Consider the following 24,456-nt stretch of genomic DNA (forward strand, 5'->3'; position numbering starts at 1 on the left):
CGGAAGAGAACTTCCCGAATCAGTCGGGGGAACACAGGCAAAGGAGAAGGTCATGGCTTGGCTCGGAATGAACGACGATGAGGTCAACGCTCAGGGCAACGTCCTGCAGCAGCAGGCGGAGGCCATCCAGAAGCTCATCACGAAGGTCGACCAGGAGGTCGAGTCCCTGAAGCAGAACTGGCAGGGTGACGACTCCAAGCAGTTCGAGCAGGAGTGGACCGGCACGCACCGTCCCGAGCTCCAGAAGGCCCAGAAGCTGCTCACCGAGATGAAGTCGACGATCGACCACGAGGTCCAGCAGCAGCGCAGCACCTCGTCGCAGTACTGATCCACCTCATCTCACCACGACCTACACACGCTTCACTCCTGAAGGGGAACTGACATGGCTGTTTACAAGAAGGGTATGAACGCCGACGCGGTGTCCGCGTCCGGTGACAAGCTCGTCGGCTACAAGGGCGAGCTCGACGGCATCGTCGAGGCCGTCAACGGCGCCGTCTCCACGATCAAGGGCAACTGGGGCGGCACCGACGCCGACCGCTTCCAGAGCGACTGGCACGGCCAGCGTCAGGTCGTCTCGGCCGCCGGCGACAAGCTCGACGCCATGGGCAAGAAGTGCAAGACCAACGCCGAGTCGCAGAAGCAGACGTCGTCGAAGTGAGCCCGGCTGCCGCGTGAGCACGGCTCCGCAGCACCCGACGCGAAGGGTGGTCGCTCCCGGACAGGGGAGGAGCGGCCACCCTTTCGCCTGCCCGGCCCACGCGTGCCCCCCGGGACGTATCAATTCGCTTGACAGCCGCGTCTGCCCGGTGTGAGACCTAGACTGAGCACCCAGAGGAGGGGCGACGCATGGGCGAACCTGGTGAACTCACCGAGCTGGTCGCCCGCGCCTCGCAGGGAGACGCCGCCGCGTGGAACACCGTCGTCGAGCGCTTCTCGTCACTGCTGTGGGGCGTCGCGCGCGGCCACCGGCTCCGACAGGAGGACGCCGCCGACGTCGTGCAGAACACGTGGCTCAAGCTCCTCGACCACCTCGACACCATCGCGCAGCCCGAAGCCCTGGCGGGCTGGCTCTCGACGACGGCTCGCTACGAGTGCCTCGCCGTCCTGCGCAAGAGGGGCCGCGAGCACCTCGTGCGCGACGACGACCTCGCGACGCGTGTCGTGGACGACCAGGTGCTGGCGCTCGACGCCGCACTGCTCGACGACGAGCGCGACGGCGAGCTCTGGACGTGCTTCTGCCACCTGCCCGAGCGCTGTCAGGTGCTCCTCCGGGCCCTCATGGCGAGCGATCGCCCGAACTACCGTTCCATCTCGGACGCGCTCGGGATGTCGGTCGGCTCGATCGGTCCGACCCGGATGCGGTGCCTCGACAAGCTGCGCGACCTCATCGGCGCCTCCGGCTACGTCTTCGACCCGAGGGGGAGGCCCTGATGTCTGACCAGGAGCTGCACCCGGACGACCTCGAGCTCCTCGACCGTCTGGGACGGATCGCGGCGGTCGTCGACCCCGTGCCCGATGCCGTCGTCGAGCTCGGCCGGGCCGCCTTCGAGCTGCGCCATGTCGACACGGCGCTCATGCGCCTGATGACCGGGACGCTGGACGAGGCGGCGGTGCGCGACGCGAACGGGTCGGGCATGGCCTCCCACCTCATCGTCTTCGAGCACGAGGGCGTGTCCATCGAGCTGGAGATGAGTCGTCGTGGTGACTTCGCGAACGTCGTCGGCGTGGTCATGCGGGCAGAGCGGCCGTATGCCGCAGGCTCCCAGGTGCTGCTCGAGACGTCCGCGTCGCTGACCCGCCTCGACCTCGACGACGGCCAGTTCACCTTCGAACGGGTGCCGGTCGGCCTGGCTCGCATCGTGCTGGAGCACGACGGCGCGCGAGTCATGTCGACGCCGTGGTTCGACGCCCGCTGACCCGCACGGCGCAGGTCCTCAGCCACCCCAGACGGTGAACGATGCGGCCGTGGCCGCGAGGAGCGGGTCCTCGGCTCCGGCGGCCCGGGCATCACGGAGGCCGTCGGCGAGCGACCCGCCCGCGGCCACGGTTGCGTGGACGGTCGACATGACCCTCACCGTGGCGGCGTCGTTGACCGGGTTGACGCTCGCGACGACCGACCGGGTGCCCATGGCGAGCAGGCTCGACACGAGACCGAGCGCCTCGTCGGCGCCGATCGGGTGGACGCCCCCGGAGTCGCACGCAGACAGCACGACCGAGCGTGGGGGTCGTCTCAGCCGGTCGAGGTCGTGGACCATGAGGGGCCCGTCGGCGAGCATGAGCGACGAGAACAGCGGCGCATCCGCCCGGAAGTCGCCATGGGCCGCGAGGTGGGCCAGTTGGGCTCCCTCCAGGACGCCGAGGGTGGCCTCGACCGTCGCGGCCCCGCCGCCGAGCACCACGGCGTCACCGTGGAGGCGGCGCAGGTCGGCGACCTCGCGCTGCTCGGAGCTGAGGCCCGGGCCCGTGACGAGGGCGACGTGCCCGCGCGACGACCGAGGCGGAGCGTCCTCGCGCGACCGAGCCCACAGGGCGATCGAGGGCGAGACGGTGAGGGCCGCGTCCCGCAGCGCCGGCATCAGCGCGAAGGGCACGGTCAGCAGCGAGGCGGCCGGGACGACGAGCACCGACGGACGGCACCAGGCCGGATCGGGCGTCCCGAGCAGGACGTCCTGGAGCCGCTGTCCGGCAGCTGACACGTCGACGGCGCGCCCGTAGGCGGCCCGGCGCAGGGCGAAGCGGGCGTACGTCGCCTCGCGCTCGACCGACGCGGCGTCGCCGAGGCGTTGCAGCCGGGCCCGCCCGTCGGCCACGGTGACCGCGACGAGCGAACCGCGCACGATCGCGACGTAGAGCAGCGTCGTCTGACCGAGACGGTCGCTGAGACGGTCGAGGTCGCGGCCGACGTGGTCGGTGCCTCCGGCGCGCAGGCGGCGGTAGCGGCTGCGCACCGCCGACTCCAGGCGCGCGCGCTCGCGCACCAGGTGGTGCTCCTCCCCGCCGAGGGTGAGGCGGCGCGTCACGTCACGCAGCGCCGAGACCTGGCTCGCCAGCTCCGGGTCGTCGGGCGGGCGCACGGCCGGCCCGGTGAGGGCGGTCGCGCGCCAACGGTCGGTCCACCAGAGCACGGCCCGTGCGTCACCGGCCGCCTCCGCGTCCGCGACGGCGATCGAGACCAGGTCGAGCCCGTAACCGCTCGCGAGGGCGCGCAGCTCGAGGTCGCCGATGAGCGACCGGTGCTCGTCGACGGCGTCCAGCCCCCGCCGGCAGGCGTGCCGGAGCGCACGCCGGTCGCCGGCCTGCTCGGCGAGGAGCGCCTGGGCGAGCCAGGCCGCGGCACGGGGCAGGGGAGCGCCGTCGCTGCGCCGGTCGGCGGCGTCTCGGAGGGAGTGAGACCGCAGGCGCTCGTGCCCGGTGTCGCCGGCGACCTGCGCCAGCAGCAGGAGGGCCTCCGGCAGGGACGGGTCGTCGAGTCGGCGCAGGACCCGTACGAGCGTCCGTGTCCGGTGCAGCAGCTCGGGCAAGGACGGACGGGGCAGGGCGCTGACCCCCTCGGTGGACCGGCGAGCCTCCTGCTCGGCGGCATATGCCGCCTCGAGCCCGAGCAGCGTCGACCGGGCCGCCCACCGGTGGCGACGGTGAGCGCGGAAGGTCAGCTCGGCCTCCCGGGCGCGCGTGGCCGCGGCCTCCCACCGGCCCTGAAGGAGCGCGGCGCGCGCCGACGCGAGGAGCAGGTCGGCCCGCCACACCGGTGCCAGGTCGGGGCGTGCCAGCGCGGCCTCCAGCAGGCCCTCCGCCTCGGCGGCCAACCGGGCCGTGAGCAGTGCCTCGGCATGGTCGACGAGCTGCTCGACCGAGTCGACCCCGGCCGTCCGGTAGCGCTCCTCCGCCTGGTCCATCAGCGTCAGGGCCACGACGACGTCGCCGCGCTGGAGGGCGACGAGGGCCCGGTTGCGTGCCGAGAGCGTCGCCTCCAGGACGGCCCCCATCTCGAGGTGGACGGCCTCGGCGGCGGCGTAGTCCGCGCTCGACCCGTCGGCGTCACCGAGCGCTCGGCGGGCATCGCCGCGCGACCCGAGCGCCCTTCCCTCCCAGAGACGGTCGTGTGCCCGCCGGCTCAGCTCCACGGCCCGCGTGAGGTCTCGCACGGCCTCGTCGTAGCGACCGAGCAGCCAGAAGGTGCACCCGCGCAGGTGGAGCACCCGGTGCCGGGTGGGGCCGGTGCTGAGCCGCAGCGCGCGTTCGAGCTGCAGCAGCCCCTGGGCGGTGCGCCCGGCGAAGACGAGGGTCGTGCCGAGCGTCGCCCGCACCTCCGCCTCGCGGTCGGGTCCCGCGCGACGGGCGTACGCCACGGCCCGTCTCGCCTGGGCGAGGGCGGCCTCCGTGCGCCCGCGGTCACGCTCGACGATGGCGAGGGCGTGGTGTGCGAGCGAACGCTCGTGAGGCCCGGCCGGTCCGGCCAGCAGCTCCAGAGCCGTTGTGGTGGCGAGGCCGGGCTGGGATATTGCGAGAGGGAGCAGGTCGTCCGCGACAGGGCTCGGGGGACGTGTATCAGCCGCGGCGGCCGCCTCGTCTGCTGCATGTCTGGCGTTCATGTCGGACCTGTTTCATGTCCCCGCCCCGGAGGTAACTCATGACTACTACCAGTGATGATGGCAGCAACTCGGACGTGGGCGGGCGCGATGACGTCCTGCGCGCGATCCAGTGGTGGGACCCCTGGGACGACGGAGTGGTCACCGACCGGTCCGACGTCCAGGTGCGCCGCATCGTCAAGGCATTCCGACGAGCAGGACGCGCCCTCGGGGTCGAGCGCGACGCGCACGGCGTGGCCCGCTACCTCTATCGGCCCGGCGTCGTCCTCGTCCGCGACGAGGACGTGCCGAGGGTCGTGACGCACCTCGGCCTCGACCTCCCGGTCGACAAGGCCGGGGACGAGACGCCGCAGCAGACCGTCGGCCTGCACGCCCTCGTCCTGCCCGCCCGGGCGCACGTGCCCTCGGTCGTGGCCGAGCTCGACGACGCCCTCGGGGTGGGGGTGGCGACCCCGGACCACCTCATCCACGTGACGCCCGTGACGTGGTGCATGGCCAAGGAGCCCCAGCCCCGGTCCGTCGACTCCTTCGACGAGTCCGTCGTCCCGGACAACATGGACGGCCGCAGCGGACGGGTCGTCATCGTCGACACCGGGACGCTGCGCGACGTCATCGCCGCCCACTCGTGGCTCGAGGGTGTGACGGGCCCGCCCGAGCCCCCGACGGTCGGCCACTACACGGGACACGGCACGTTCATCGCGGGCATCGTGCGGACGTACGCGCCCGCGGCCGAGGTCCGCGTCGAGGCCGTGCTCTCGGTCGGGGGCGCGGCCTTCGAGACCGATGTCGTCAGGGGCCTCGTCCGGGCCCTCCGGCACGCGCCGGACGTCATCAACCTGTCGGGCGGCACGCGGACGCGGCGCAACCTGCCCCTGCTGTCCTTCGAGGTCTTCTGGGAGCGGCGGTTGCGTCACCTCAAGGGGACCGTGCTCGTGGCGGCCGCGGGCAACGACGGCGACCGCGGCCCGTTCTGGCCGGCTGCCTTCCCGTGGGCCGTGTCGGTCGGGGCGCTCGCCGACGACGAGGGCAGCGCCCGCGCAGGCTTCTCGAACCACGGCAGCTGGGTCGACGTGTACGCGTTGGGCACCGACGTCGTCAACGCCTTCCCCGAGGGTACCTACGTCTACCGCGAGCCCCCGCTCGTCGGCCGCAAGGAGGACTTCCCGGACGGGCTGGCCGCCTGGAGCGGCACGTCGTTCGCGGCCCCCATGGTCGCCGGGCTCACGGTGTCGCGGATGACGTGGAGCGGCGAGAGCGCCCGCGGCGCGGTCGACGCGCTGCTGGACGTCGCCCGCGGTCAGGCCGGGGTCGGCGTCGGCGCCCGCCTGCTCCGCAGTGGTGACGCCAGCCCGACCGCCTGACCCGGGTGCTGACGTCACCCGTGTCGTGACAGGACGATCGGTACGTCGACGGTGGCCGACCCCGCACGGGCCGGCCACCGTCCGTCCCGCCGCGTCAGGCCGGGGCGGTGGTGAAGCGCAGGTAGGGCTTGACCTCGTCGACGGCGTCGGCACCGAAGCGCTCGCGGGCGTCGGCGGTCGACACGGTCGGGGCCACGATGACCTTCTGGCCCTCGCGCCAGTCGGCCGGCGTGGAGAACGGGCCGCTGTCGGTGAGCTGGAGCGCGTCGACGGCGCGGAGGATCTCGTCGAAGTTGCGGCCGACGCTCTTGGGGTAGGTCAGCGACAGGCGGACCTTGTTGGCCGGGTCGATGATGAAGACGGAGCGCACGCCCGAGGTGTCGCCCTCGCCGGGGTGGATCATGTCGTAGAGCTCGGAGACCTGGCGGGAGTCGTCGGCGATGATCGGGTAGCCGACGGTCGCACCGCTGACCTCCTCGATGTCGCCCTTCCACTCCTCGTGCTGCTCGATCGGGTCGACCGAGACGGCGAGCACCTTGACCCCGCGCCTGTTCCACTCGTCGTCGAGGGCGGCGACGCGGCCGAGCTCGGTGGTGCAGACCGGCGTGAAGTCGGCCGGGTGGCTGAAGAGGACCGCCCAGCTGGCGTCCTTCCAGTCGTGGAAGCGGATCGGGCCCTCGGTCGTCGTGGCCTCGAAGTCGGGGGCGATCTCGCCCAGTCGCGGTGTTGCCATTGGCTCGTCCTCTCGCGGTCGGGCGCACGGCGCGCCCCGGTCTGCGTGCCATTCTGACCACAGAACCATGCATCACGTTATGGGTGTCCAAATGTTGTGACGCGCATCCAGTGGACTCCCAGCCGACTCACCGAGACTGCGCGTGGAATCTGTCGCCATCCATAGGAGCCCCCGACGTGAGCGCCCTGCTCGACACCATCACCACCCAGGTCCTCCATGCCCCGGTGTGGCTCGTGCTCCTCGTCGTCGGTGGGATCGTCTTCGTCGAGGACGCGCTCTTCGTCGGCTTCGTCGTGCCCGGCGAGACCGTCGCCATCCTCGGTGGCGTGGCCGCCTCGCTCGGGCACGTGCCGCTCGCCGCGGTCCTCGTCGTCGTCGTCGTGGCCGCGATCGTCGGCGACACCGTCGGTTTCGAGGTCGGCCGTCATCTCGGCGGCCGGGTCGTGGCTCTGCGCGCCTTCGACCGGCACCGCGAGCGCATCGACCAGGCGCAGGGCTTCCTCGGCCGCCGCGGCGGCGCCGCCGTCTTCCTCGGCCGCTGGACCGCGTTCCTGCGCGCCGTCATGCCGGCCCTGGCCGGGATGTCGAAGATGCACTACCCGACCTTCCTCGTCTGGAACGCCGCCGGCGGCATCGCCTGGGGGAGCGTCGTCGTCACGGCCGGCTACCTCGCGGGCCGCTCCTACGCCCGGGTCGAGACGTGGCTCGGGCGCGGCGCCGCCGTCGCCGTGGGTGTCGTCGTCGTGGGGGCCCTCGTCGTCTGGCAGGTGCGCCGCCACCATGCCGAGGGCGCCGACGCTGCCGAAGGTGCCGACGCGGAGGGCGGCGAGAACCCCTCGCGTATGCCGTCAGCGGGCTGAGCGCGCACGTCGGGGTCGCTCATCGGGCTTCGTCTGGACCGCGAACCGAGCGCTGCGCCCGGATCACCGGCTCCGACTGAGTCGCCATACTCGTCCGCAGCGGCCGGATCGGTGCTGTGCTGGAGCATGACAACCTCCACGCACCTCGGTTCACACAGGCGTGCACCGGCCGCCCAGGCCATGGCCATCGCGCTGGGGCACGTCGTCGTCGCCGCGGCAGCACTGGGCACGGGGATCGTCCTCGTCGTGGCTGGCACGCGGTCCGGTGCCGAGCTGGAGACGCTCTACACCCCCATCGGCGTGGCGGTCTGCGGAGTCGCTCTGGTCTTCGGTGCGGTCGCGGTCAACGTCGTTCGCTCCACGCCCCACCACCCGCACCGAGCTGCCGGCCTCTCGCGCGTGCTCGGCCTCCTCGAGGTGCTCGCCGGGCTGGTGTGCGCCGTCAGTGCCGCCGTCGCCGTCGCCTCGTACCCGCAGTTCACGCCCTGGCGGTCACCAGCGCTGCTGCCGGCCCTGGTGCTCCTGGCCCTCGGCGTCACGGCAGTCGTCCAGTCCGGCCGCGTCCGGCGCCAGGCGTGATCCTCGAGGAGCGACAGCGATGAGGCCCCTCCCGGCTGGGAGGGGCCTCACGGCATACGGGCTCGGGATCGACCGGTTGGGTCAGCGCTCCTCGGTGCCTGCGATGAAGGCCTCGAGCTTGGCGCGACCGAGGTCGTCCGGGCGCTGCTCCGGCGGGGACTTCATGAGGTAGGACGAGGCCGACAGCAGGGCGCCGCCGATGCCACGGTCCTTGGCGATCTTCGCCGCACGGATGGCGTCGATGATGATGCCGGCCGAGTTGGGCGAGTCCCACACCTCGAGCTTGTACTCGAGGTTCAGCGGCACGTCGCCGAAGGCGCGACCCTCGAGGCGGACGTAGGCCCACTTGCGGTCGTCGAGCCACGCGACGTAGTCGGACGGGCCGATGTGGACGTTCTTGCTGTCGACGAGACCCGAGAGCGAGCCCGTCAGGTTGGACGTCACGGCCTGGGTCTTGGAGACCTTCTTGGACTCGAGGCGCTCGCGCTCGAGCATGTTCTTGAAGTCCATGTTGCCGCCGACGTTGAGCTGGTACGTCCGGTCGAGGGCGACACCGCGGTCCTCGAAGAGCTTGGCCATGACGCGGTGCGTGATGGTCGCGCCGACCTGGCTCTTGATGTCGTCACCGATGATCGGGACGCCGGCGGCCTCGAACTTCGCGGCCCACTCGGGGTCGGAGGCGATGAAGACCGGGAGCGCGTTGACGAAGGCGACCTTCGCGTCGATGGCGCACTGGGCGTAGAACTTGTCGGCCTGCTCGGAGCCCACCGGGAGGTAGGAGACGAGGACGTCGACCTTGCGGTCCTTGAGGACCTGCACGACGTCGACCGGGTCGGCGCCGGACTCGTCGATCGTCTGGCGGTAGTACTTGCCGAGACCGTCGAGCGTGTGGCCGCGCTGGACCTCGACACCCGTCGTGGGGACGTCGGCGATCTTGATGGTGTTGTTCTCGGAGGCGTTGATGGCCTCGGAGAGGTCCTTGCCGACCTTCTTGTCGTCGACGTCGAAAGCGGCGACGAACTCGACGTCAGAGACGTGGTACTCGCCGAACTTGACGTGCATGAGGCCGGGGACGCCGGTGGTGGCGTCAGCGTCCTTGTAGTACTCGACGCCCTGCACGAGCGAGCTCGCGCAGTTGCCGACGCCGACGATGGCGACGCGTACGGATCCCATGGATCACTCCTTGTTGTTGGTGGTCGTGCTCTGGGGGGTGGTGATGTCTGTGGTGGCCAGGCCGGGTTCGTCGTAGGCCGCCGGGCCCGGGTCGAGGGCCGCGCGGCGTTCGGCGACGATGAGCTCCTCGAGCCAGCGCACCTCGCGCTCGGCGCGCTCCTCGCCGTGCTGCTGGAGGGCGAGCGTGTAGCTGTCCATCCGCTCGCGGCGGGCCTGGGAGGCGTCGCGGATGTTGGCGAGCCGCTCCTCGAGCCGGGAGCGCCGGCCCTCGAGGATCCGCAGGCGTACCTGCGCCTCGGTGCGCGAGAAGAAGGCGAAGCGGACGTCGAAGTCGTCGTCGTCCCAGGCGTCGGGGCCGCTGGCCGCGACGAGGTCCTGGAAGTGCTCCTTGCCGTCGGCGGTCAGCTCGTAGGTGATGCGGGGCCGCTTGCTGCTTCCCGTCGCCGCCTCGGTGGTCTCGTGGATCCAGCCCGAGTCGACGAGGTGGCGCAGCGCCGGGTAGAGCGAGCCGTAGGACAGCGCCCGGAAGATGCCGAGCGCGGTGGTGAGGCGCTTGCGCAGCTCGTAGCCGTGCAGCGGGCCGTCGTGGAGCAGGCCGAGGACCGCGAACTCGAGCAGCGCAGCGCGGCGGCTCTGAGGACGTTCGGACTTGGGCACGTGACTACGGTACACCCAGATATATCGCTGCGATACATCACACCGACGCATCGCGCTACGGCTTGCTCGCCGACGGGTCAACCAACAGGACCGAACCCAGGTTTCGGCGTCTATCCGACGCCTTGGTGGTTCGTGCCTGTTGGTTGACCCGGCGCCGGGCGTCCGGGCCGGTGTGGCCTGGACCGGAGCCGGGGTGTCAGGGCTCGGAAACGTAGACGGCCACGAGCCGGACGCCCGTCGCGGCGACCGCGCCGTCGTGACGCAGGGTCACGGTGCCTTCGGGCCGGGCCGGCTGTGCCGCCGTCGTCAGGCCGCCTGAGACGGCGGTGCTCTCGTCGACGAGTCCGGTGAGGTGCTCGGCCCCGACGGAGGGGCCACCGGTTCCGGCATACCCGTAGGTCACGAGGAACGGCCGACCGCCGGGTGTCGGGACGACGAGCTCGTCGCGCGTCGTCGCGTCGGCGACCGACGCACGGCCCTCGAGGCGGTAGCGGTAGCCCTCACGCTCGACGACGTCGGGGAGGGCCGCGACCGGCTTGCCGGACAGGTCCCTGATCAGGGTCCGTGCGCCCTGCGCGTAGATGGCGCCGGTCAGCTGGGCGCCGTCGACCGAGACCGGCTTGCGCGTCTTCGCGTCGACGAGCTGGATGCGGACCGAGGCGGTGCGCCCGACCGTCAGCTCCGTCCACCCTTGGTCCGGCTCGCCGGGGACGGTTCCCCCGGCCGGCAGGTCGCGCTCCGCGGGCCGGCCGGCCGCGCACGAGCTGCCGAAGAAGCCCGCGGTCCCCCCGAAGCTGACCGTGACCATGTACGTCGCCGCTGCGGTGTCGGTCAGGCCGGGCAGGTAGCACTCGGCGCCGATGGAGACGTGGGTCGTCATGGGCTCCCAGACCAGCGAGAACTGACCTTGGCCACGGTCACCGATGAAACCGGCGACGAGCCGGTCGTCGGCCACCCGGGCGCGGTAGCGCAGGCCGTCCTTGACGACGTCGCCGGGAGCGTCGGGGACGGAGCGGAACGGCAGGCCGTCGGCTCCGATCATCGGAGCAGCGCTCGACGACGACGCGGCTGGGACCGTCGGCGCGGGACGGCCGAGCGAGGTCACGACACCGACGGCGAGGGCGGCGACGGCGAGCGTCGCGACCGAGCCTGCGGCGACGGCCCGGCGGCGCTTCGTCGTGCGCACCCGGCCGGCGACACCGGCCGTGAAGTCAGGGGCGGTGCCGAGGTCGTCGGCGTGGGTGGTCAGCTCGTCGCGCAGGTCGGTGAGGTTCATCGGACACGCTCCTCGTCGGAGGTCGGGCTCAGGGTGGGGTCGATGCGGAGCTTGGCCAGCGCGCGGCTCGCCTGGCTCTTCACGGTGCCGACGGAGCACTGCAGGATCTCGGCGGTCTCGATCTCGGACAGGTCCTCGTAGAAGCGGAGCACGACGACGGCCCGCTGGCGCCTCGGCAGCCGAGCGAGCGCCCGCCAGAGGTCGGTGCGGTCGTCCACGCGTACGTCCTCGGGGCGGTGCCCGGCAGCGGCGGCACGCTCGGGCAGGTCGGCCGTGGCCTGCTCGCCGTTCCAGCGCCGCCGCCACCAGCTCGAGTACGTGTTGACCATGACCCGGCGGACGTACGCGTCGGGCTGGCCGTCGATGCGCGCCCAGGCGAACCACGCCTTGGCGAGCGAGGTCTGCACGAGGTCCTCGGCGAGTGCCCGGTCGTGCGTGAGCAGGTATGCCGTCCGCAGCAGTCGGGTCGAGCGCGTCGCCACGAAGTCGTCGAAGGACCCTCGGTCCACGGCTCGTCCCCCTGTCAGCGGCCCGGCGGAGAGGCTGCTCGCTCCGGCGTCGGTGCCTGTCACTGTCGTCACATCCTGCAGGACCGTCTGGGGCCGGAGAAAGGTTGCCCGCCACCCCCGGGTATGTGAAAACAGTCTGTGGGGTGCTTGTGCCGCTCGTGTGAGCCGCCTCCGTCGTTTCGTCGTCACGGCGCCGGTCAGGTCATACTGAGTGGCGGCCCGGGACGGTTTCTCGGGCCTGATCAGTGAATGGAGCAGGTTGTGACGCAGAGCAGGCGCGACATCCGCGCTGCCCAGCTGGCGGGCGACAAGGGCCGGCCCCAGCGCGCAGGGAATGGCAACGGCAACGGCCGGTCCGCAGGGACCGCCGGCTTCGCCGACGGTGAGGGCGAGGGCCGCACCGGCTGGAAGAAGTGGGTGCTCGGCACGCTCAAGTGGGGCTCGATCGCCGCCGCGGTGCTGCTCGTGCTCGGTGTCGTCGGCGTCGTCATCGCCTACAACCAGACCGCCATCCCGCAGCCCAACGAGCTGGCCAACAAGCAGGTCTCGATCGTCTACTACAGCGACGGCAAGACCGAGCTCGACCGCATCGCCGTCCAGGACGGCAACCGCGAGTCGGTCAAGCTCAAGCAGGTGCCCAAGTTCGTCCAGGACGCCCACATCGCCGCCGAGGACCGCACGTTCTACCAGAACAACGGCATCTCGGTCGGCGGCATCCTGCGCGCCGTCAAGACGAGCGTCACCGGTGAGACCCAGGTCGGTGGCTCCACGATCACCCAGCAGTACGTCAAGAACTACTTCCTCACCCAGGACCGCACGATCTCCCGAAAGGCCAAGGAGATCCTCATCGCGGTCAAGATCGACGGCCAGCTCTCCAAGGCCGAGATCCTCGAGAAGTACCTCAACACCATCTACTACGGTCGCGGCGCCTACGGCATCCAGAGCGCGGCCAAGGCGTACTTCGGCAAGGACGTCTCCAAGCTCACCGTCGGCGAGGGGGCCGTGCTCGCGTCGGTCATCAACGCGCCGTCCCTCTACGACCCCGCCAACGGCGACACGGCCGAGGCCAACCTCACCAAGCGCTACGCGTACGTCCTCGACGGGATGGTGCAGGAGGGCTGGCTCAGCGCGGCCGAGCGGGCCAAGTACACCGAGCTGCCGAAGATCCAGGCCTACAAGGGCAACAAGTTCTCGTCGGGCCCCAACGGCTTCATCACCGCCCAGGTCAAGCGCGAGCTCGTCTCGACCGGCCTCTCGGAGCAGGACATCGACAACGGCGGCCTGCGCATCGTCACGACGATCGACAAGAAGGCCCAGACCGCGGCGATCGCGGCGATGCAGGACAACCTGCCCAAGAAGGTGCAGGGCGGCCTCGTCGCGGTCCGGCCCGGCGACGGTGCCGTGGTCGCGATGTACGGCGGCGCCGACTACGCCAAGTCGCAGTTCAACACCTCGACCCAGGCGATCATGCAGGGCGCCTCGAACTTCAAGCCGTTCGCCGTCCTCGCGGCGGTCCGCGACGGCGTGTCCACGAAGACGAAGTTCGACGGCGACCAGCCCCAGGAGATCGACGGCACGAAGATCACGAACTTCGGCGACCGCTCCTACGGCATGGTCGACATGCGCCGGATGATCGGTCGCTCGATCAACACGGCCTTCGTCAACCTCAACAACACGATCACGCCGGCCCTGACCCGGCAGGCGGCGATCGACGCCGGCATCCCCGCGCGGACGCCGGGTCTCGACGAGACCCTCACCAACGTCCTCGGCACGGCCTCGCCGCACGTCATCGACATGGCCACGGCCTACTCGACGATCGCCTCGCAGGGGGTGCGGGCCAAGCCGTACTTCGTCAAGAAGGTCACCTCGACGACCGGTGACTTCACCTACGACGCCAAGCCGCAGACGAAGCGCGCCTTCGACAAGGACGTGACCGCCGACGTCACCGACGCCATGACCTACACCGTCAAGGACGGCGGCACCGCGACGAAGCTCCAGCGCCTGAACCGCCCGGTCGCGGGCAAGACGGGCACGTCCTCAGAGGCGAAGTCGATCTGGTTCTCCGGGTTCATCCCGCAGCTCGCGGTGTCCATCGGCATGTACAAGCCCGACGCGAACGGCAACCCGCAGACGCTGACGAGCTCCGAGGACACCAACCTCACGGGTGGCACGATCCCGGCCGACGTCTTCTACGACTTCATGAAGGTCGTGACGGACAACATGGAGGTCCAGGACTTCCCGAACCGTGCGGGTGTCGGCGACGACAAGATCCCGACCCCGACGACGACGTTCACGCCGCCGCCGCAGACGACGACCCAGGCGCCGACGGCGACGACGACGACCACGCAGGCGCCGACCACCACGACGGCACCGCCGACGACGACGCAGCAGCCGACGAAGACGAACGGCACCGGGAAGCCCCAGCCGACGACGACGCAGCCGACGATCACGATTCCCCTGCCCGGGGGAGGGGGACCGTCGCCCACGTCGACCAAACCCGGCAACGGCCCATGACGCGCGGGCGGGCCGGGGACCGTGACGGGGTGACGGGGTGACCGTCCCGTGACCGAGAAGGTCGACGACCCCGTCGTGCGGGCGGCCTCCGAGATCATCGGAGGCCCCCGCGGACGGTATGCCGCAGCCCGTGAGCTCCCGTGGGTGCTCACGGCCGCGTTGCTGTCGGCCCTGACGGCCGTCACCGCCGGGCTCGCGATCCTGCTGCGCGCCCCCTGCCTGCGCACCGGCTTCACGGGCGACACCCAGTTCTGGAGCGCCTGCTACGCCGACCTGCCCACGGCATACCGCGACGCGAACCTCAAGGCCGGCCTCGCGGCATACCTCCAGGGTGGCGACGGCGCGCCGGTCACCGGGCAGCCGCCCCTGACCGGGCTCGTGCTCACGGCCGTCGCGAGCCTCGGCCCCGACGACGGATCGCTCAAGACGCGGGCCGCGTGGTACTTCGCGCTGTGGTCGGTGCTGCTGACCCTGCTGCTGCTCGTCATCGTGTGGCTCGTCGCGTCGTCGGCCGCTCGACCCATCTCGGCGGCGCACGTCGCGCTGTCCCCCGTCGTCGTGCTGGCCGGCTTCATCTCGGCCGACCTGCTCGGGGTGGCGCTGGCCAGCGCCGGCATGTGGGCGTGGTCGCGGCGCAACCCGACGCTCGCCGGAGTGCTGCTCGGGCTCGCCATCGGGGCGCGGACCTATCCCGTGCTCATCCTCGTCGCGATCGCGCTGCTCTGCGTGCGGTCGGGTCGGCTGCGCGAGATGGGTCGCGTCGCCGGCTACGCGCTGCTGACGTTCGGCGCGCTGCTCTCCGGGCTCTGGCTGCTCAACCACGAGGCGGCCGCCTCCCCCTACCAGGGGTGGGCGTCGGCCGGAGCCGGCTATGGCTCTCCGTGGCTGCTGCCGCAGCTCGCCGGGCACCCCCTGCCCACGGGGGCCGTCACGGCGCTCGCCGTCGTCGGCTGGCTCGTCGCCCTCGCGGTCGGGGCGGTGCTGGCGCTGTCGTCGGCCCGACGCCCGACGATCGCCGAGGTGTCGCTCGTCATGGTCGGCATCGTGCTCGTCACCGGCAAGTCGTTCACCGTGCAGAGCTCGCTGTGGCTGCTGCCGCTCATCGCGTGGTGCGCCCTCCAGTGGCGCGACCACCTCATCTGGGCCGGCGCCGAGACGCTCAACTTCGTCGCGGTGTGGCTGACGATCGCGGCGACGACCGTGCCCGATCGTGGTCTGCCGGCGTCGTGGTACGCCTTCTTCTCGATGCTGCGCGTCGTGGCCGTGCTGTGGCTCGTGGCCGTCGTGTGGCTGCGGGCCCGCGACCGGTGGAGCCGGTCGAAGGGTGAGCCCGACGACCTCGCGGGCCCGATGAGCGGCGCCGAGGACCGGCTCATCGTCCGCTTCTCCTGAGCCGTGGCCGCGCGAGGGCCCTCCGATTTCGGAGTATGCCGTCCGGGCCGGTAGTCTTGCCCAGTTCGCCGTGTGCCCGGTGGCCTGTGGATCGAACCGACCGATGTCGGTGAGGTCTGCGAGGCTGAACCCGGCTGGAAGATCAGGCCGGGCCCCAGGCTCGCGGCGGGACGAATGCAACCCTCCTGTCACGAGAGAGACTCGTGACCGCCGAGACCAGAGGAGGTGGGTTAGAAGCATGCGTCAGTACGAACTCATGGTCATCCTCGACCCGGAGACCGAAGAGCGCACCGTCGACAAGACGATGGACAAGTTCCTCACCGTCGTGAAGAACGACGGGGGCACCGTCGAGAACGTCGACATCTGGGGCCGCCGCCGTCTTGCCTACGACATCAAGAAGAAGTCCGAGGGCATCTACGTCGTCGTCAACATGACGACCGAGCCGGCCACCGCCCAGGAGCTCGACCGCCAGCTGAACCTCAGCGAGTCGGTCATGCGCACCAAGCTGCTGCGCCCCGGCGCCTGATTCAGCGAAGTTACTGATCCGCTCGATCAACCGACGAAGGACTGGTCCATGGCAGGCGACACCGTCATCACGATCATCGGCAACCTGACCGCCGACCCCGAGCTGCGTTTCACGCCGTCCGGGGCTGCGGTCGCGAACTTCACCGTGGCCTCGACGCCGCGGCAGTTCGACCGCCAGAGCAATGAGTGGAAGGACGGCGAGACGCTGTTCATGCGCTGCTCGGTGTGGCGCGACGCGGCGGAGAACGTCGCCGAGTCGTGCCAGCGGGGCATGCGCGTGATCGTGTCCGGCCGGCTGAAGTCTCGTTCCTACGAGACGAAGGAAGGCGAGAAGCGCACCGTCGTGGAGATGGACGTCGACGAGATCGGCCCGTCCCTGCGCAGCGCCACCGCCAAGGTCAACAAGACCCAGCGCGGTGCCGGCGGCGGTGGCGGCTTCGGCGGCGGCCAGGGCCAGGGTGGCGGCTGGAGCGGGGGCTCCGGCGGCGGCCAGGCCGAGGACCCGTGGGCGACCGGCGGCTCTGCCGGCGGTGCCCAGGGTGCCCCGGCCGCAGGTGGTCAGCAGGGCGGCGGCTGGAGCGGTGGCTCCGGTGGCGGTCAGCCGGCTGCCGGTGGCCAGCAGGGTGGTGGTTGGGGCGCAGCCCCCAGCTACGACGAGCCCCCCTTCTGATCGAGCAGGTCAGCACCGCCGTCCGGTGACGCAGCCGGACGGCATACCCCAGTAGTTCTTCAAACCCATCCCGGGGCACCAAACCCCGGGCTCTCATCAAGAAGGAGAGCACCACGATGGCAAAGCCCGTTGTGCGCAAGCCCAAGAAGAAGGCCAACCCGCTGAAGGCGGCGAAGGTCGAGAACATCGACTACAAGGACACTGCGCTCCTGCGCAAGTTCATCTCCGACCGCGGCAAGATCCGCGCGCGTCGCGTGACCGGTGTGTCCACCCAGGAGCAGCGTCTCATCGCCACGGCCGTCAAGAACGCCCGTGAGATGGCCCTGCTGCCCTACTCGAGCTCGGCTCGCTGAGCCGGTTTCGGGAACGAGGAGAACACCATGAAGCTCATTCTCACGCACGAGGTCACCGGTCTCGGTGCTGCTGGTGACATCGTCGAGGTCAAGGACGGCTACGGCCGGAACTTCCTCATGCCGCGCGGTCTCGCGACCCCGTGGACCAAGGGCGGCCAGAAGCAGGTCGACGCCCTGACCAAGGGCCGCGCGGTCCGCGAGATCAAGGACCTCGACACCGCCAAGGGTGTCAAGGGCCAGCTCGAGGCCACGTCGGTCAAGGTCCCGGCCAAGTCCGGCCAGTCCGGTCGCCTCTTCGGCGCCGTCAGCAACGGCGACATCGCCGCGGCCGTCAAGGCTGCCGGTGGCCCGGAGCTCGACAAGCGCAAGATCGAGGTCAAGCAGGCCATCAAGACGCTCGGCTCCTACGAGGCGACCGTCCGTCTGCACCCCGAGGTCGCGGCGACCCTCAAGTTCGAGGTCGTCCCCGCCTGACCGTCGAGGTCTGACACGTCGAAGGGCCGGGATCCGCACACGCGGAGCCCGGCCCTTCGTCATACCTCCCGAACGGCGCCGCGCACACGCCCGCGTCGACCGCACGCCGCGCTCCTTGAGCAGCTGACCCCAAGCTCTCGCTGACGCCGAGGTGTGCCGCCGGTTCGCCGGCGAGGCGGGCCCTTCAGCGGCGGCCGACCACCGCGACGGTCGTGTCGAAGAGCTCCCAGGGCGTGCTGCCGGCGGCATCGGGCACCTCGAGGTGGCCGTGCACCCAGGCCCGGCCCTGGCGCAGCGAACCTGCGGCGGTGGAGACGGTCCAGCTGCGCTCGGTCCCGTCGCAGGTGACCGGGACCGAGACCGTGAGCGGTGTCGTGGCGGCTGCCCCCGACCGCGACACGAGCTCGAGGCCCAGCGTCCCCGGACCGGAGGGCGCCGGCGAGTCGGGCACGGTGCACGTGTAGGTGCCTCGAAGGGTGACGACGCCGTCGTGCAGGCGGGCCTGGCGGTCGACGTCCACGGTGCCGAGATCGGGTGCGCCCCCGGCGTGCGCCGGAGCGACGACGAGGGCGGTCGTGCCGATGGTCGTCGCGGTGGCGAGGGCGATGGCGGTGACGGTACGCGTGACGGACATGTGATGGATCCCCTGTCTGGTGGGCTCGCTCGTCGAGCCGATGCAGATCAGGACGCTCGCGTGCCGCGGGAGGTTGTCAGGGTGGGCACAGCAGTTCCAAGCATTCCGGTTCCGCTGCCCGTCAGCTCGAGTCGCGGACGACCAGCTCGGTGTCGAGCGTCGTGACCCGGGGCGGGGACTCGCCCGCGAGCAGGCGCAGCAGCGTGTCGGCCATGACGACGCCCATCTCCTGGGCGGGCTGGGCCACGGTGGTCAGCCCGACCTTGCCGCGCGTGGCGTACTTGCTGTTGTCGAAGCCGACGATCGCGACGTCGTCGGGCACCCGCAGCCCGCGCTCGTCGAGAGCGAGCAGCGCACCGCTCGCCATGAGGTCGCTCGCGACGAAGAGCGCGTCGAGATCGGGGTGCTCGTCGATGAGGGCGAGCGCGGCGCGGATGCCGCCGGCCTCGGTGAAGTCGCCACGCGCCAGGCGGTGGTCGGACAGCCCGGCCTCTGCGAGGGCGTCGCGCCAGCCCTGCTCGCGGTCGACCGAGGCCGGCATGTCGGCCGGTCCGGTGATCGTCGCGATGGCGGTGCGCCCCCGGTCGATGAGGTGCTGGGTGCCCCGGACGCCGCCGAGCCGGTTGTCGACGTCGATGTAGTAGTCGCGGTCCTTGGCCTCGCCGATCGGCCGGCCGCCGAAGACCACCGGCAGCGACCGGCTGAGCGAGGTGAGGAAGTGGTCGCCGGAGTGGTGCGAGACGACGATGGCGCCGTCGACGTTGCCGCCGAGCAGGTAGCGCTTCGTCTTCTCCGACGGCGAGCTCGGGTGCGTCAGCTGGAGGTTGAGCACGTAGTCGCTGTCGTCGAGCCGGTCGCTGATGCCCTGGACGACGTCGGCGAAGTAGGGGTCGCCGAAGAAGCGGTGCGTGTCCTCGGGCACGACGAGCGCGATCGACATCGTCGCGCGGGCGACGAGTGACCGTGCGGCCCGGTTGGGCACGTAGTCGAGCTCGGCGATGGCCTTCTCGACGACGACGAGCACGTCCGGGCTGACCCGGGGCGAGCCGTTGATGACGCGCGAGACCGTGGCCCGGGACACGCCGGCCACCCGGGCGACCTCCTCGAGGGTGGGTCGTCCGACGGGGGTGGCCAGCGTCCCGTCGCTCATGGTGTCGATTCTCCTGCAGGGTCGTCGCCGTCACCGCTCGTGGCCGGGGCGTCCCACGGGCTGGGCAGCCTCCGCGTCGAGATGATGCGGGCGAAGTCGAGCGCGCTCGCCTTGGGCGTGCGCACCTGGGTGTCGTAGTCGACTCGGACGATACCGAAGCGCTTGGCGTAGCCCCAGGCCCACTCGAAGTTGTCGAGCAGCGACCAGTAGAAGTAGCCGCGCACGGGGACCCCCGCGTCGACGGCGTCGAGGATCGCACCCAGGTGCGAGCGGACGTATGCCGTCCGGCCGCGGTCGTCGACGAAGCCGTCCTCGTCGGGGGCGTCGTCGAAGGCGGCGCCGTTCTCCGTCACGTGCAGGGCGACCCCGGCCGGGCCGGCATACTCCTCGTGGAGCCGGACGAGCAGGCGGGTGAGCCCCTCGGGCTGGATCTCCCAGTCCATCGCGGTGACGGGGAGCCCGCGCGGGTGGCGGTGGGCGTCATCGGCGGCGGGGAACGGCGATCGGGTGGTGCGGCCGCCGTTGACGCTGTCGTCGAGGGCGTCGGCAGGCGCCTCGTGGCCGATGGCCTCGCCGTTGTAGTAGTTGACGCCGAGCACGTCGATGGGCGTGGAGATCACCTCGAGGTCGCCGTCCATGACGTGGTCGGTCAGTCCCAGGTGGCGGACGTCCTCGAGGAGGTCGGCGGGATACTGCCCGCGGAAGATCGGGTCGAGGAAGATCCGGTTCATCTGCGCGTCGACCCGGCGCGCGGCGTCGACGTCTCGCGGGTCCGAGGGGTCGAGCGGGTCGGCGACGGTGAAGTTGAGGGTCAGCCCCAGCTCGAGCGAGGCGTCGCGGGCCCGCAGCTCCTGCACGACCCGGCCGTGGCCGAGCAGGAGGTGGTGCGCGGCGGCGAGACCGTCGGCGGGTGAGGTGCGGCCCGGCGCGTGCATGCCGGCGGTGTAGCCGAGGAAGGCCGAGCAGAACGGCTCGTTGAGGGTCGTCCACGTGCGCACCCGGTCGCCGAGCCGATCGTGCACGGCCAGCGCGTAGTCGACGAAGCGGTCGACGGTCTCGCGCGAGGTCCAGCCGCCGCGGTCCTCGAGGGTCTGCGGCAGGTCCCAGTGGTAGAGCGTGAGCCACGGCGCGATGCCCGACTCGATGAGCGAGTCGACGAGCCGCTCGTAGAAGTCGAGCCCCTTCGCGTTGACCGGTCCGCCGTCGGGGCAGATGCGTCCCCACGAGGTGGAGAAGCGGTAGGACTGCAGGCCGAGCGACCTCATGAGGTCCACGTCGGCGGCATACCGGTGGTAGTGGTCGCACGCGACGTCACCGGTGTCACCGTCGACGACGGCGCCGGGGGTGTGCGAGAAGGTGTCCCAGATCGAGTCGGTGCGGCCGTCCTCGTGACGGGCCCCCTCGATCTGGAAGGCCGCGGTCGCGGCACCGAGGAGGAAGTCCTGCGGCACCGGGCGTCCTTCTGCGACGAGGAGATTCGTCGCGGGCGTCGTGCCCGGCGTGATGAGGGTCTGGTGGGTACGCGTCTGGGCGGTCATCCCTTGACGGCTCCTTGCATGATGCCGGAGACGAGCTGCCTCCCGGCGAAGACGAACAGGACGATGAGGGGCAGCGCCATGAGCACGACCCCGTTGAGCACGAGGGAGTAGTCGACGAAGTAGGCGGCCTGCAGCTGCTGCAGGGCGACGGGCAGCGTCGGGTTGCCGGGGTCGAGGATGATGAACGGCCAGAAGAAGTTCGTCCACGTCGCGATGAAGGTGAACAGGCCGAGCATCGCCGCACCCGGGCGGGCGGCAGGCAGCGCGATGGACCAGAACGTCCGCAGCGTCGACGCGCCGTCGACGCGCGAGGCCTCGATGAGCTCGTCGGGCAGCGCCTCCTGGAGGTACTGCGTCATCCAGAAGACGCCGAACGCGCTGACGGCGCTGGGCAGGATGACGGCCCAGAGGCTGCCGATCCAGCCGAGCTTGCTCATGACGATGAAGAGCGGCACGATCCCGAGCTGGGTCGGCACGGCCATCGTCGCGATGACGAAGACGAGCAGACCGTTGCGGCCCCGGAAGCGCAGCTTGGCGAAGGCGAAGCCGGCCATCGCCGAGAAGAGCACGACGAGCACGGCCACCGTGGAGCTGACGAGGATGCTGTTGCCGAGGGCCTTCCAGAACGGGATCGTCGTGACGACGGTGCTCGCGTTCTGGAGGAAGTGCCCGCCGGGGACGAACGAGAACGGGTCCTGCACGATGGCGGCGGAGTCCTTGCTGCCGATGACGTAGGACCACCAGAGCGGGAACGCCGAGCCGACGAGGACGATCGCGAGGAAGACGTATGCCGTCGGGCTGGCCTGGGTGCGGCGCACGAGCTTCGTGCCCCGTCGGGGCTTGACCACGGGTGCAGGGGTCAGGGTCGGGGCGGTCATCGCTGTCCCTTCGAGGCGATCCGGCGGGTGACGAGGAAGTTGACGACCGCGAAGACGATGACGATGAGGAAGAGCATCCACGCCACGGCGGCCGCGCGGCCGAAGTTCTTCTGCGTCCAGCCGAGCTGGTAGAGGTAGAGGGTCAGCGTCTGCCACTGGCGATCGGCGCCGCCGAGGCCGTACTGGTCGTACATCCGCGGCTCGTCGAAGATCTGCAGGCCGCCGATCGTCGAGGTGATGACGACGAAGATGATCGTCGCGCGCAACTGCGGGATGGTGATCGAGAAGAAGGTGCGGACGCGGCCCGCGCCGTCGATCATGGCCGCCTCGTAGTAGTCGCGGGGGATGGCCTGCATGGCGGCGAGGAAGATCAGGGCGTTGTAGCCGGTCCACCGGAAGTTGACCATCGTCGCGATGGCCACGTGGCTGGGCAGCACCTCCTTGTGCCACTGGATCGGGTCGATGCCGACGAGGCCGAGCAGGTGGTTGACGAGGCCGAACTTGTCGCCGAAGAGGTCGCTGAAGATGAGGGCGACGGCCACGGGGGCCACGACGTAGGGCAGCAGCACCCCCATCCGCCAGAACGTGCGGGCCCGCAGCCCGCTGTCGAGGGCGGCCGCGATGAGCAGGGCCGCGATGACCTGCGGCACGCTCGAGAGCAGGAAGATGCTGACGGTGTTCTTCAGCGCGTTCCAGAAGTAGGGCTGCGCGAGGACGTCCGCGTAGTTCTTGAGCCCGACGAAGTCGCCCTGGCCCCCGATGAGGCTCCACTTGTGGAGCGAGACCCACGCCGTGTAGAGCAGCGGGAAGAGCCCGACGATGCCGAAGAGGATGAAGAACGGCGAGACGTATGCGTAGGGCGCGCCCTTCTCGTCGAGTTTCGTCAGGCGGCGCCGCCATTCCGAGCGGGGCGGCAGGGGCGTGCGCTGCACGATCGCCGCGGCGCCGGGCGGGTCCGGCTGCGTCGTGCGGGTGGGGGACTGAACGGTCATGGCGCTTCCGATGGTCGGGCGGACGGCCCGGTGCCCGGGTGAACGGTGAGGGGTGCACCGGGCCGTCCGCGGTCGGCTGGTCGACGGGTCGGGCGTTCGACCCGTCGACCGGCGGGATCAGGTCAGCCGAGGGCCTTGACGTCGCCGACCCACTTGTCCCACGACTCCTGCGGGGAGCTGCCCTGCTCGACGCGGGTCAGGGCCTGCTGCATCGCGTCGTTGATCGCGAAGTAGTGGGTGCCCTTGTACGGCGTGATGGTGACGGCCTTGGCGCGGTCGGCGAAGATCTGGCCGGTCGGCGCGTTGTTGAAGGAGGCGACCGTGAAGGAGAGCAGGTCCTGGCTCTCGAGGGCCTGCTTCTGGCTCGGGAAGGCACCGACCTTCTTGAAGGCCTTGATCTGCTGCTCGGGCGCGGTCAGCCACGCGGCGAGCTCCTGGGCCTCCTTCGGGTGGGCGCTCTGCTTCGGCACGGTCAGGTACGAACCGCCCCAGTTGCCACCGCCACCCGGGAAGGTGTTGGCGACGTCCCAGCCCTTGACGCCCTTGGCGTTGCCCTCGATGACTCCGACCATCCAGCCGGGGCAGAGCATCGTCGCGAAGCCGTTCTTCTGGTAGCTCGCGGTCCAGTCGTCGCCCCACTGCTGGAGCTTGGCGGAGAGACCGTCGGTGATGCCGGCCTGGATGACCTGGTCGTAGATCTTCTTGACGGCGGCGTTGTCCGTCGCGGTGATCGCGTCGTCGCTCGGGTTCTCGTAGGCGGCCTCGAGCTGGTTGACCATGCCCTGGTAGGTGGCGCCGACGCTGTCGAAGAAGGGGACCTTCGACTTGGCCTTGAACTGCTTGCCGGCGGCGAAGTAGCTCTCCCACGTGGTGCCGAACATCTTGGCGACCGACTCGCGGTCGCTGGGCAGGCCGGCGGCCTTGAAGAGGTCGCTGCGGTAGCAGATCGCCTCGGGGCCGGAGTCCGTGCCGTAGCCGATGAGGTGGCCCTCGGCGTCGGTGGCGGCCTTGGCCTTCCAGTCGAGCCAGCGGCCCTGGACGTCGGCGGAGTTGAGGTCGGTGAACTTGTCGGAGTACTGGAGCATCTCCGGGAGCCAGTCGACCTCGACGGCCTCGACGTCGGCCATGCCGCTGCCGGCCGAGAGGCGGGTGAAGAAGTTGTCGCGGGCCTCGTTGGAGGTCGCGGCCTTCTTGTGGGTGACCTTGATGTTCGGGTGCGACTTCTCGAACTCGGGGATGAGCTCCTCGTAGCCGAACTGGTTGAAGGTGGCGAGGGTCAGGGTGACCGGTCCGCCGCCGCCGGTGCTGCCGGCCGCGGTGGAGGGGCTGTCGGCACCCGAACCCGAGCTGCAGGCCGAGAGGGCCAGCAGGCCGACGGTGAGGGTGGCGAGTACGGCGTGGCGAGAGCGCACGGAGTGCGCGCCGATCCGGGTGGAACGGGATGTCATGGAGAGCTCCTTTGGTCTCATCCCCAGTGTGGGTGTGGGAGCGCTCTCCGTGCGTGAGACGTGGCCGTGAGAGCGCTCTCACGAGGAGAATGGGGGTGCCGGAGGGCATCGGTCAAGAGCCGTGACCATTCCGTGACCTGATCGCCGCTAG

25 protein-coding genes are annotated in these 24,456 nt (G+C 70.7%); 13 read left to right on the forward strand and 12 right to left on the reverse strand.

Annotated elements, in window-relative coordinates:
- Positions 1-52 precede the first annotated feature (52 nt).
- The 4 genes from AB4Z14_RS06550 to AB4Z14_RS06565 all read left to right on the forward strand — a co-directional run bounded on the left by AB4Z14_RS06550 (position 53) and on the right by AB4Z14_RS06565 (position 1,916).
- Entirely contained in the window at positions 53-328 is a 276-nt protein-coding gene (locus AB4Z14_RS06550; protein ID WP_081633740.1) for a WXG100 family type VII secretion target, read from the forward strand.
- A 54-nt stretch (positions 329-382) separates the two neighbouring features.
- Positions 383-658, forward strand: a complete 276-nt coding sequence (locus tag AB4Z14_RS06555; protein WP_156022898.1) for a WXG100 family type VII secretion target — start codon at positions 383-385, stop codon at positions 656-658.
- A 188-nt stretch (positions 659-846) separates the two neighbouring features.
- Positions 847-1,431, forward strand: a complete 585-nt coding sequence (locus tag AB4Z14_RS06560; RefSeq protein WP_056779656.1) for an RNA polymerase sigma factor — start codon at positions 847-849, stop codon at positions 1,429-1,431.
- On the forward strand, positions 1,431-1,916 hold the full coding sequence (locus tag AB4Z14_RS06565; protein ID WP_442274505.1) for a carboxypeptidase regulatory-like domain-containing protein: 486 nt from the start codon (positions 1,431-1,433) through the stop codon (positions 1,914-1,916). The genes AB4Z14_RS06560 and AB4Z14_RS06565 overlap by 1 nt, the downstream gene beginning before the upstream one ends.
- An 18-nt stretch (positions 1,917-1,934) precedes the next feature.
- On the opposite strand, the gene AB4Z14_RS06570 is transcribed toward AB4Z14_RS06565, so the two are convergent.
- A complete protein-coding gene (locus AB4Z14_RS06570) occupies positions 1,935-4,592 on the reverse strand; it encodes a CHAT domain-containing protein (protein ID WP_442274506.1) in 2,658 nt (885 codons plus the stop codon).
- Positions 4,593-4,630: 38 nt separating this feature from the next.
- Here AB4Z14_RS06570 and AB4Z14_RS06575 point away from each other — a divergent pair, with 38 nt between their 5' ends.
- Entirely contained in the window at positions 4,631-5,950 is a 1,320-nt protein-coding gene (locus AB4Z14_RS06575; RefSeq protein WP_442274507.1) for a S8 family peptidase, read from the forward strand.
- Between the two features lie 94 nt (positions 5,951-6,044).
- On the opposite strand, the gene AB4Z14_RS06580 is transcribed toward AB4Z14_RS06575, so the two are convergent.
- On the reverse strand, positions 6,045-6,683 hold the full coding sequence (locus AB4Z14_RS06580) for a peroxiredoxin (RefSeq protein ID WP_442274508.1): 639 nt from the start codon (positions 6,681-6,683) through the stop codon (positions 6,045-6,047).
- A 176-nt stretch (positions 6,684-6,859) separates the two neighbouring features.
- On the opposite strand from AB4Z14_RS06580, the gene AB4Z14_RS06585 reads away from it, so the two are divergent.
- Both AB4Z14_RS06585 and AB4Z14_RS06590 read left to right on the forward strand, forming a co-directional pair.
- Positions 6,860-7,543: a DedA family protein gene (locus tag AB4Z14_RS06585; protein WP_442274509.1), complete on the forward strand. Its 684-nt coding sequence runs from the start codon at positions 6,860-6,862 to the stop codon at positions 7,541-7,543.
- A gap of 180 nt (positions 7,544-7,723) precedes the next feature.
- Positions 7,724-8,122, forward strand: a complete 399-nt coding sequence (locus AB4Z14_RS06590) for a hypothetical protein (protein WP_442274510.1) — start codon at positions 7,724-7,726, stop codon at positions 8,120-8,122.
- A gap of 81 nt (positions 8,123-8,203) precedes the next feature.
- Here the strand turns inward: AB4Z14_RS06590 and AB4Z14_RS06595 are convergent, their stop codons facing one another.
- The 4 genes from AB4Z14_RS06595 to AB4Z14_RS06610 form a co-directional block, all read right to left on the reverse strand.
- Positions 8,204-9,295: an inositol-3-phosphate synthase gene (locus AB4Z14_RS06595; protein WP_442274511.1), complete on the reverse strand. Its 1,092-nt coding sequence runs from the start codon at positions 9,293-9,295 to the stop codon at positions 8,204-8,206.
- 3 nt (positions 9,296-9,298) lie between these two features.
- On the reverse strand, positions 9,299-9,952 hold the full coding sequence (locus AB4Z14_RS06600; protein WP_056779632.1) for a PadR family transcriptional regulator: 654 nt from the start codon (positions 9,950-9,952) through the stop codon (positions 9,299-9,301).
- Between the two features lie 196 nt (positions 9,953-10,148).
- Entirely contained in the window at positions 10,149-11,228 is a 1,080-nt protein-coding gene (locus AB4Z14_RS06605) for a hypothetical protein (RefSeq protein WP_442274512.1), read from the reverse strand.
- Positions 11,225-11,737: a SigE family RNA polymerase sigma factor gene (locus tag AB4Z14_RS06610; protein ID WP_442274513.1), complete on the reverse strand. Its 513-nt coding sequence runs from the start codon at positions 11,735-11,737 to the stop codon at positions 11,225-11,227. The genes AB4Z14_RS06605 and AB4Z14_RS06610 overlap by 4 nt, the downstream gene beginning before the upstream one ends.
- A 261-nt stretch (positions 11,738-11,998) precedes the next feature.
- On the opposite strand from AB4Z14_RS06610, the gene AB4Z14_RS06615 reads away from it, so the two are divergent.
- From AB4Z14_RS06615 to rplI, 6 genes are all read left to right on the forward strand, one after another.
- Positions 11,999-14,251, forward strand: coding sequence for a transglycosylase domain-containing protein (locus tag AB4Z14_RS06615; RefSeq protein WP_442274514.1), 2,253 nt, complete (start codon positions 11,999-12,001; stop codon positions 14,249-14,251).
- A gap of 48 nt (positions 14,252-14,299) precedes the next feature.
- A complete protein-coding gene (locus AB4Z14_RS06620) occupies positions 14,300-15,643 on the forward strand; it encodes a glycosyltransferase 87 family protein (protein WP_442274515.1) in 1,344 nt (447 codons plus the stop codon).
- 238 nt (positions 15,644-15,881) lie between these two features.
- Positions 15,882-16,169: a 30S ribosomal protein S6 gene (gene rpsF, locus AB4Z14_RS06625; protein ID WP_028785248.1), complete on the forward strand. Its 288-nt coding sequence runs from the start codon at positions 15,882-15,884 to the stop codon at positions 16,167-16,169.
- A 48-nt stretch (positions 16,170-16,217) separates the two neighbouring features.
- The gene (locus AB4Z14_RS06630) at positions 16,218-16,838 is read left to right on the forward strand and encodes a single-stranded DNA-binding protein (RefSeq protein ID WP_442274516.1); all 621 of its coding nucleotides are present in this window, start codon (positions 16,218-16,220) and stop codon (positions 16,836-16,838) included.
- A gap of 116 nt (positions 16,839-16,954) precedes the next feature.
- Positions 16,955-17,191, forward strand: coding sequence for a 30S ribosomal protein S18 (gene rpsR / locus AB4Z14_RS06635; RefSeq protein ID WP_056779614.1), 237 nt, complete (start codon positions 16,955-16,957; stop codon positions 17,189-17,191).
- Positions 17,192-17,218: 27 nt separating this feature from the next.
- Positions 17,219-17,665, forward strand: a complete 447-nt coding sequence (gene rplI, locus AB4Z14_RS06640) for a 50S ribosomal protein L9 (RefSeq protein WP_056750292.1) — start codon at positions 17,219-17,221, stop codon at positions 17,663-17,665.
- 184 nt (positions 17,666-17,849) lie between these two features.
- Here the strand turns inward: rplI and AB4Z14_RS06645 are convergent, their stop codons facing one another.
- The 6 genes from AB4Z14_RS06645 to AB4Z14_RS06670 all read right to left on the reverse strand — a co-directional run bounded on the left by AB4Z14_RS06645 (position 17,850) and on the right by AB4Z14_RS06670 (position 24,305).
- Positions 17,850-18,299, reverse strand: coding sequence for a DUF6299 family protein (locus tag AB4Z14_RS06645; protein WP_442274517.1), 450 nt, complete (start codon positions 18,297-18,299; stop codon positions 17,850-17,852).
- A 121-nt stretch (positions 18,300-18,420) separates the two neighbouring features.
- Entirely contained in the window at positions 18,421-19,449 is a 1,029-nt protein-coding gene (locus AB4Z14_RS06650; protein ID WP_056823279.1) for a LacI family DNA-binding transcriptional regulator, read from the reverse strand.
- On the reverse strand, positions 19,446-20,987 hold the full coding sequence (locus tag AB4Z14_RS06655; RefSeq protein WP_442274518.1) for a GH1 family beta-glucosidase: 1,542 nt from the start codon (positions 20,985-20,987) through the stop codon (positions 19,446-19,448). Before AB4Z14_RS06655 ends, AB4Z14_RS06650 begins: the two co-directional genes overlap by 4 nt.
- A complete protein-coding gene (locus tag AB4Z14_RS06660) occupies positions 20,984-21,865 on the reverse strand; it encodes a carbohydrate ABC transporter permease (RefSeq protein ID WP_056779603.1) in 882 nt (293 codons plus the stop codon). Before AB4Z14_RS06660 ends, AB4Z14_RS06655 begins: the two co-directional genes overlap by 4 nt.
- Positions 21,862-22,857 (reverse strand): carbohydrate ABC transporter permease, encoded by a 996-nt coding sequence (locus AB4Z14_RS06665; RefSeq protein WP_442274519.1) that lies wholly within the window; start codon positions 22,855-22,857, stop codon positions 21,862-21,864. Before AB4Z14_RS06665 ends, AB4Z14_RS06660 begins: the two co-directional genes overlap by 4 nt.
- A gap of 122 nt (positions 22,858-22,979) precedes the next feature.
- Positions 22,980-24,305 carry an ABC transporter substrate-binding protein gene (locus AB4Z14_RS06670; protein ID WP_442274520.1) on the reverse strand — a complete coding sequence of 442 codons (1,326 nt, stop codon included), beginning with the start codon at positions 24,303-24,305 and terminating at the stop codon, positions 22,980-22,982.
- Positions 24,306-24,456: the final 151 nt, after the last annotated feature.

This window comes from Terrabacter sp. 2TAF16 (assembly GCF_052115065.1).
Taxonomy (GTDB): Bacteria; Actinomycetota; Actinomycetes; order Actinomycetales; family Dermatophilaceae; genus Terrabacter.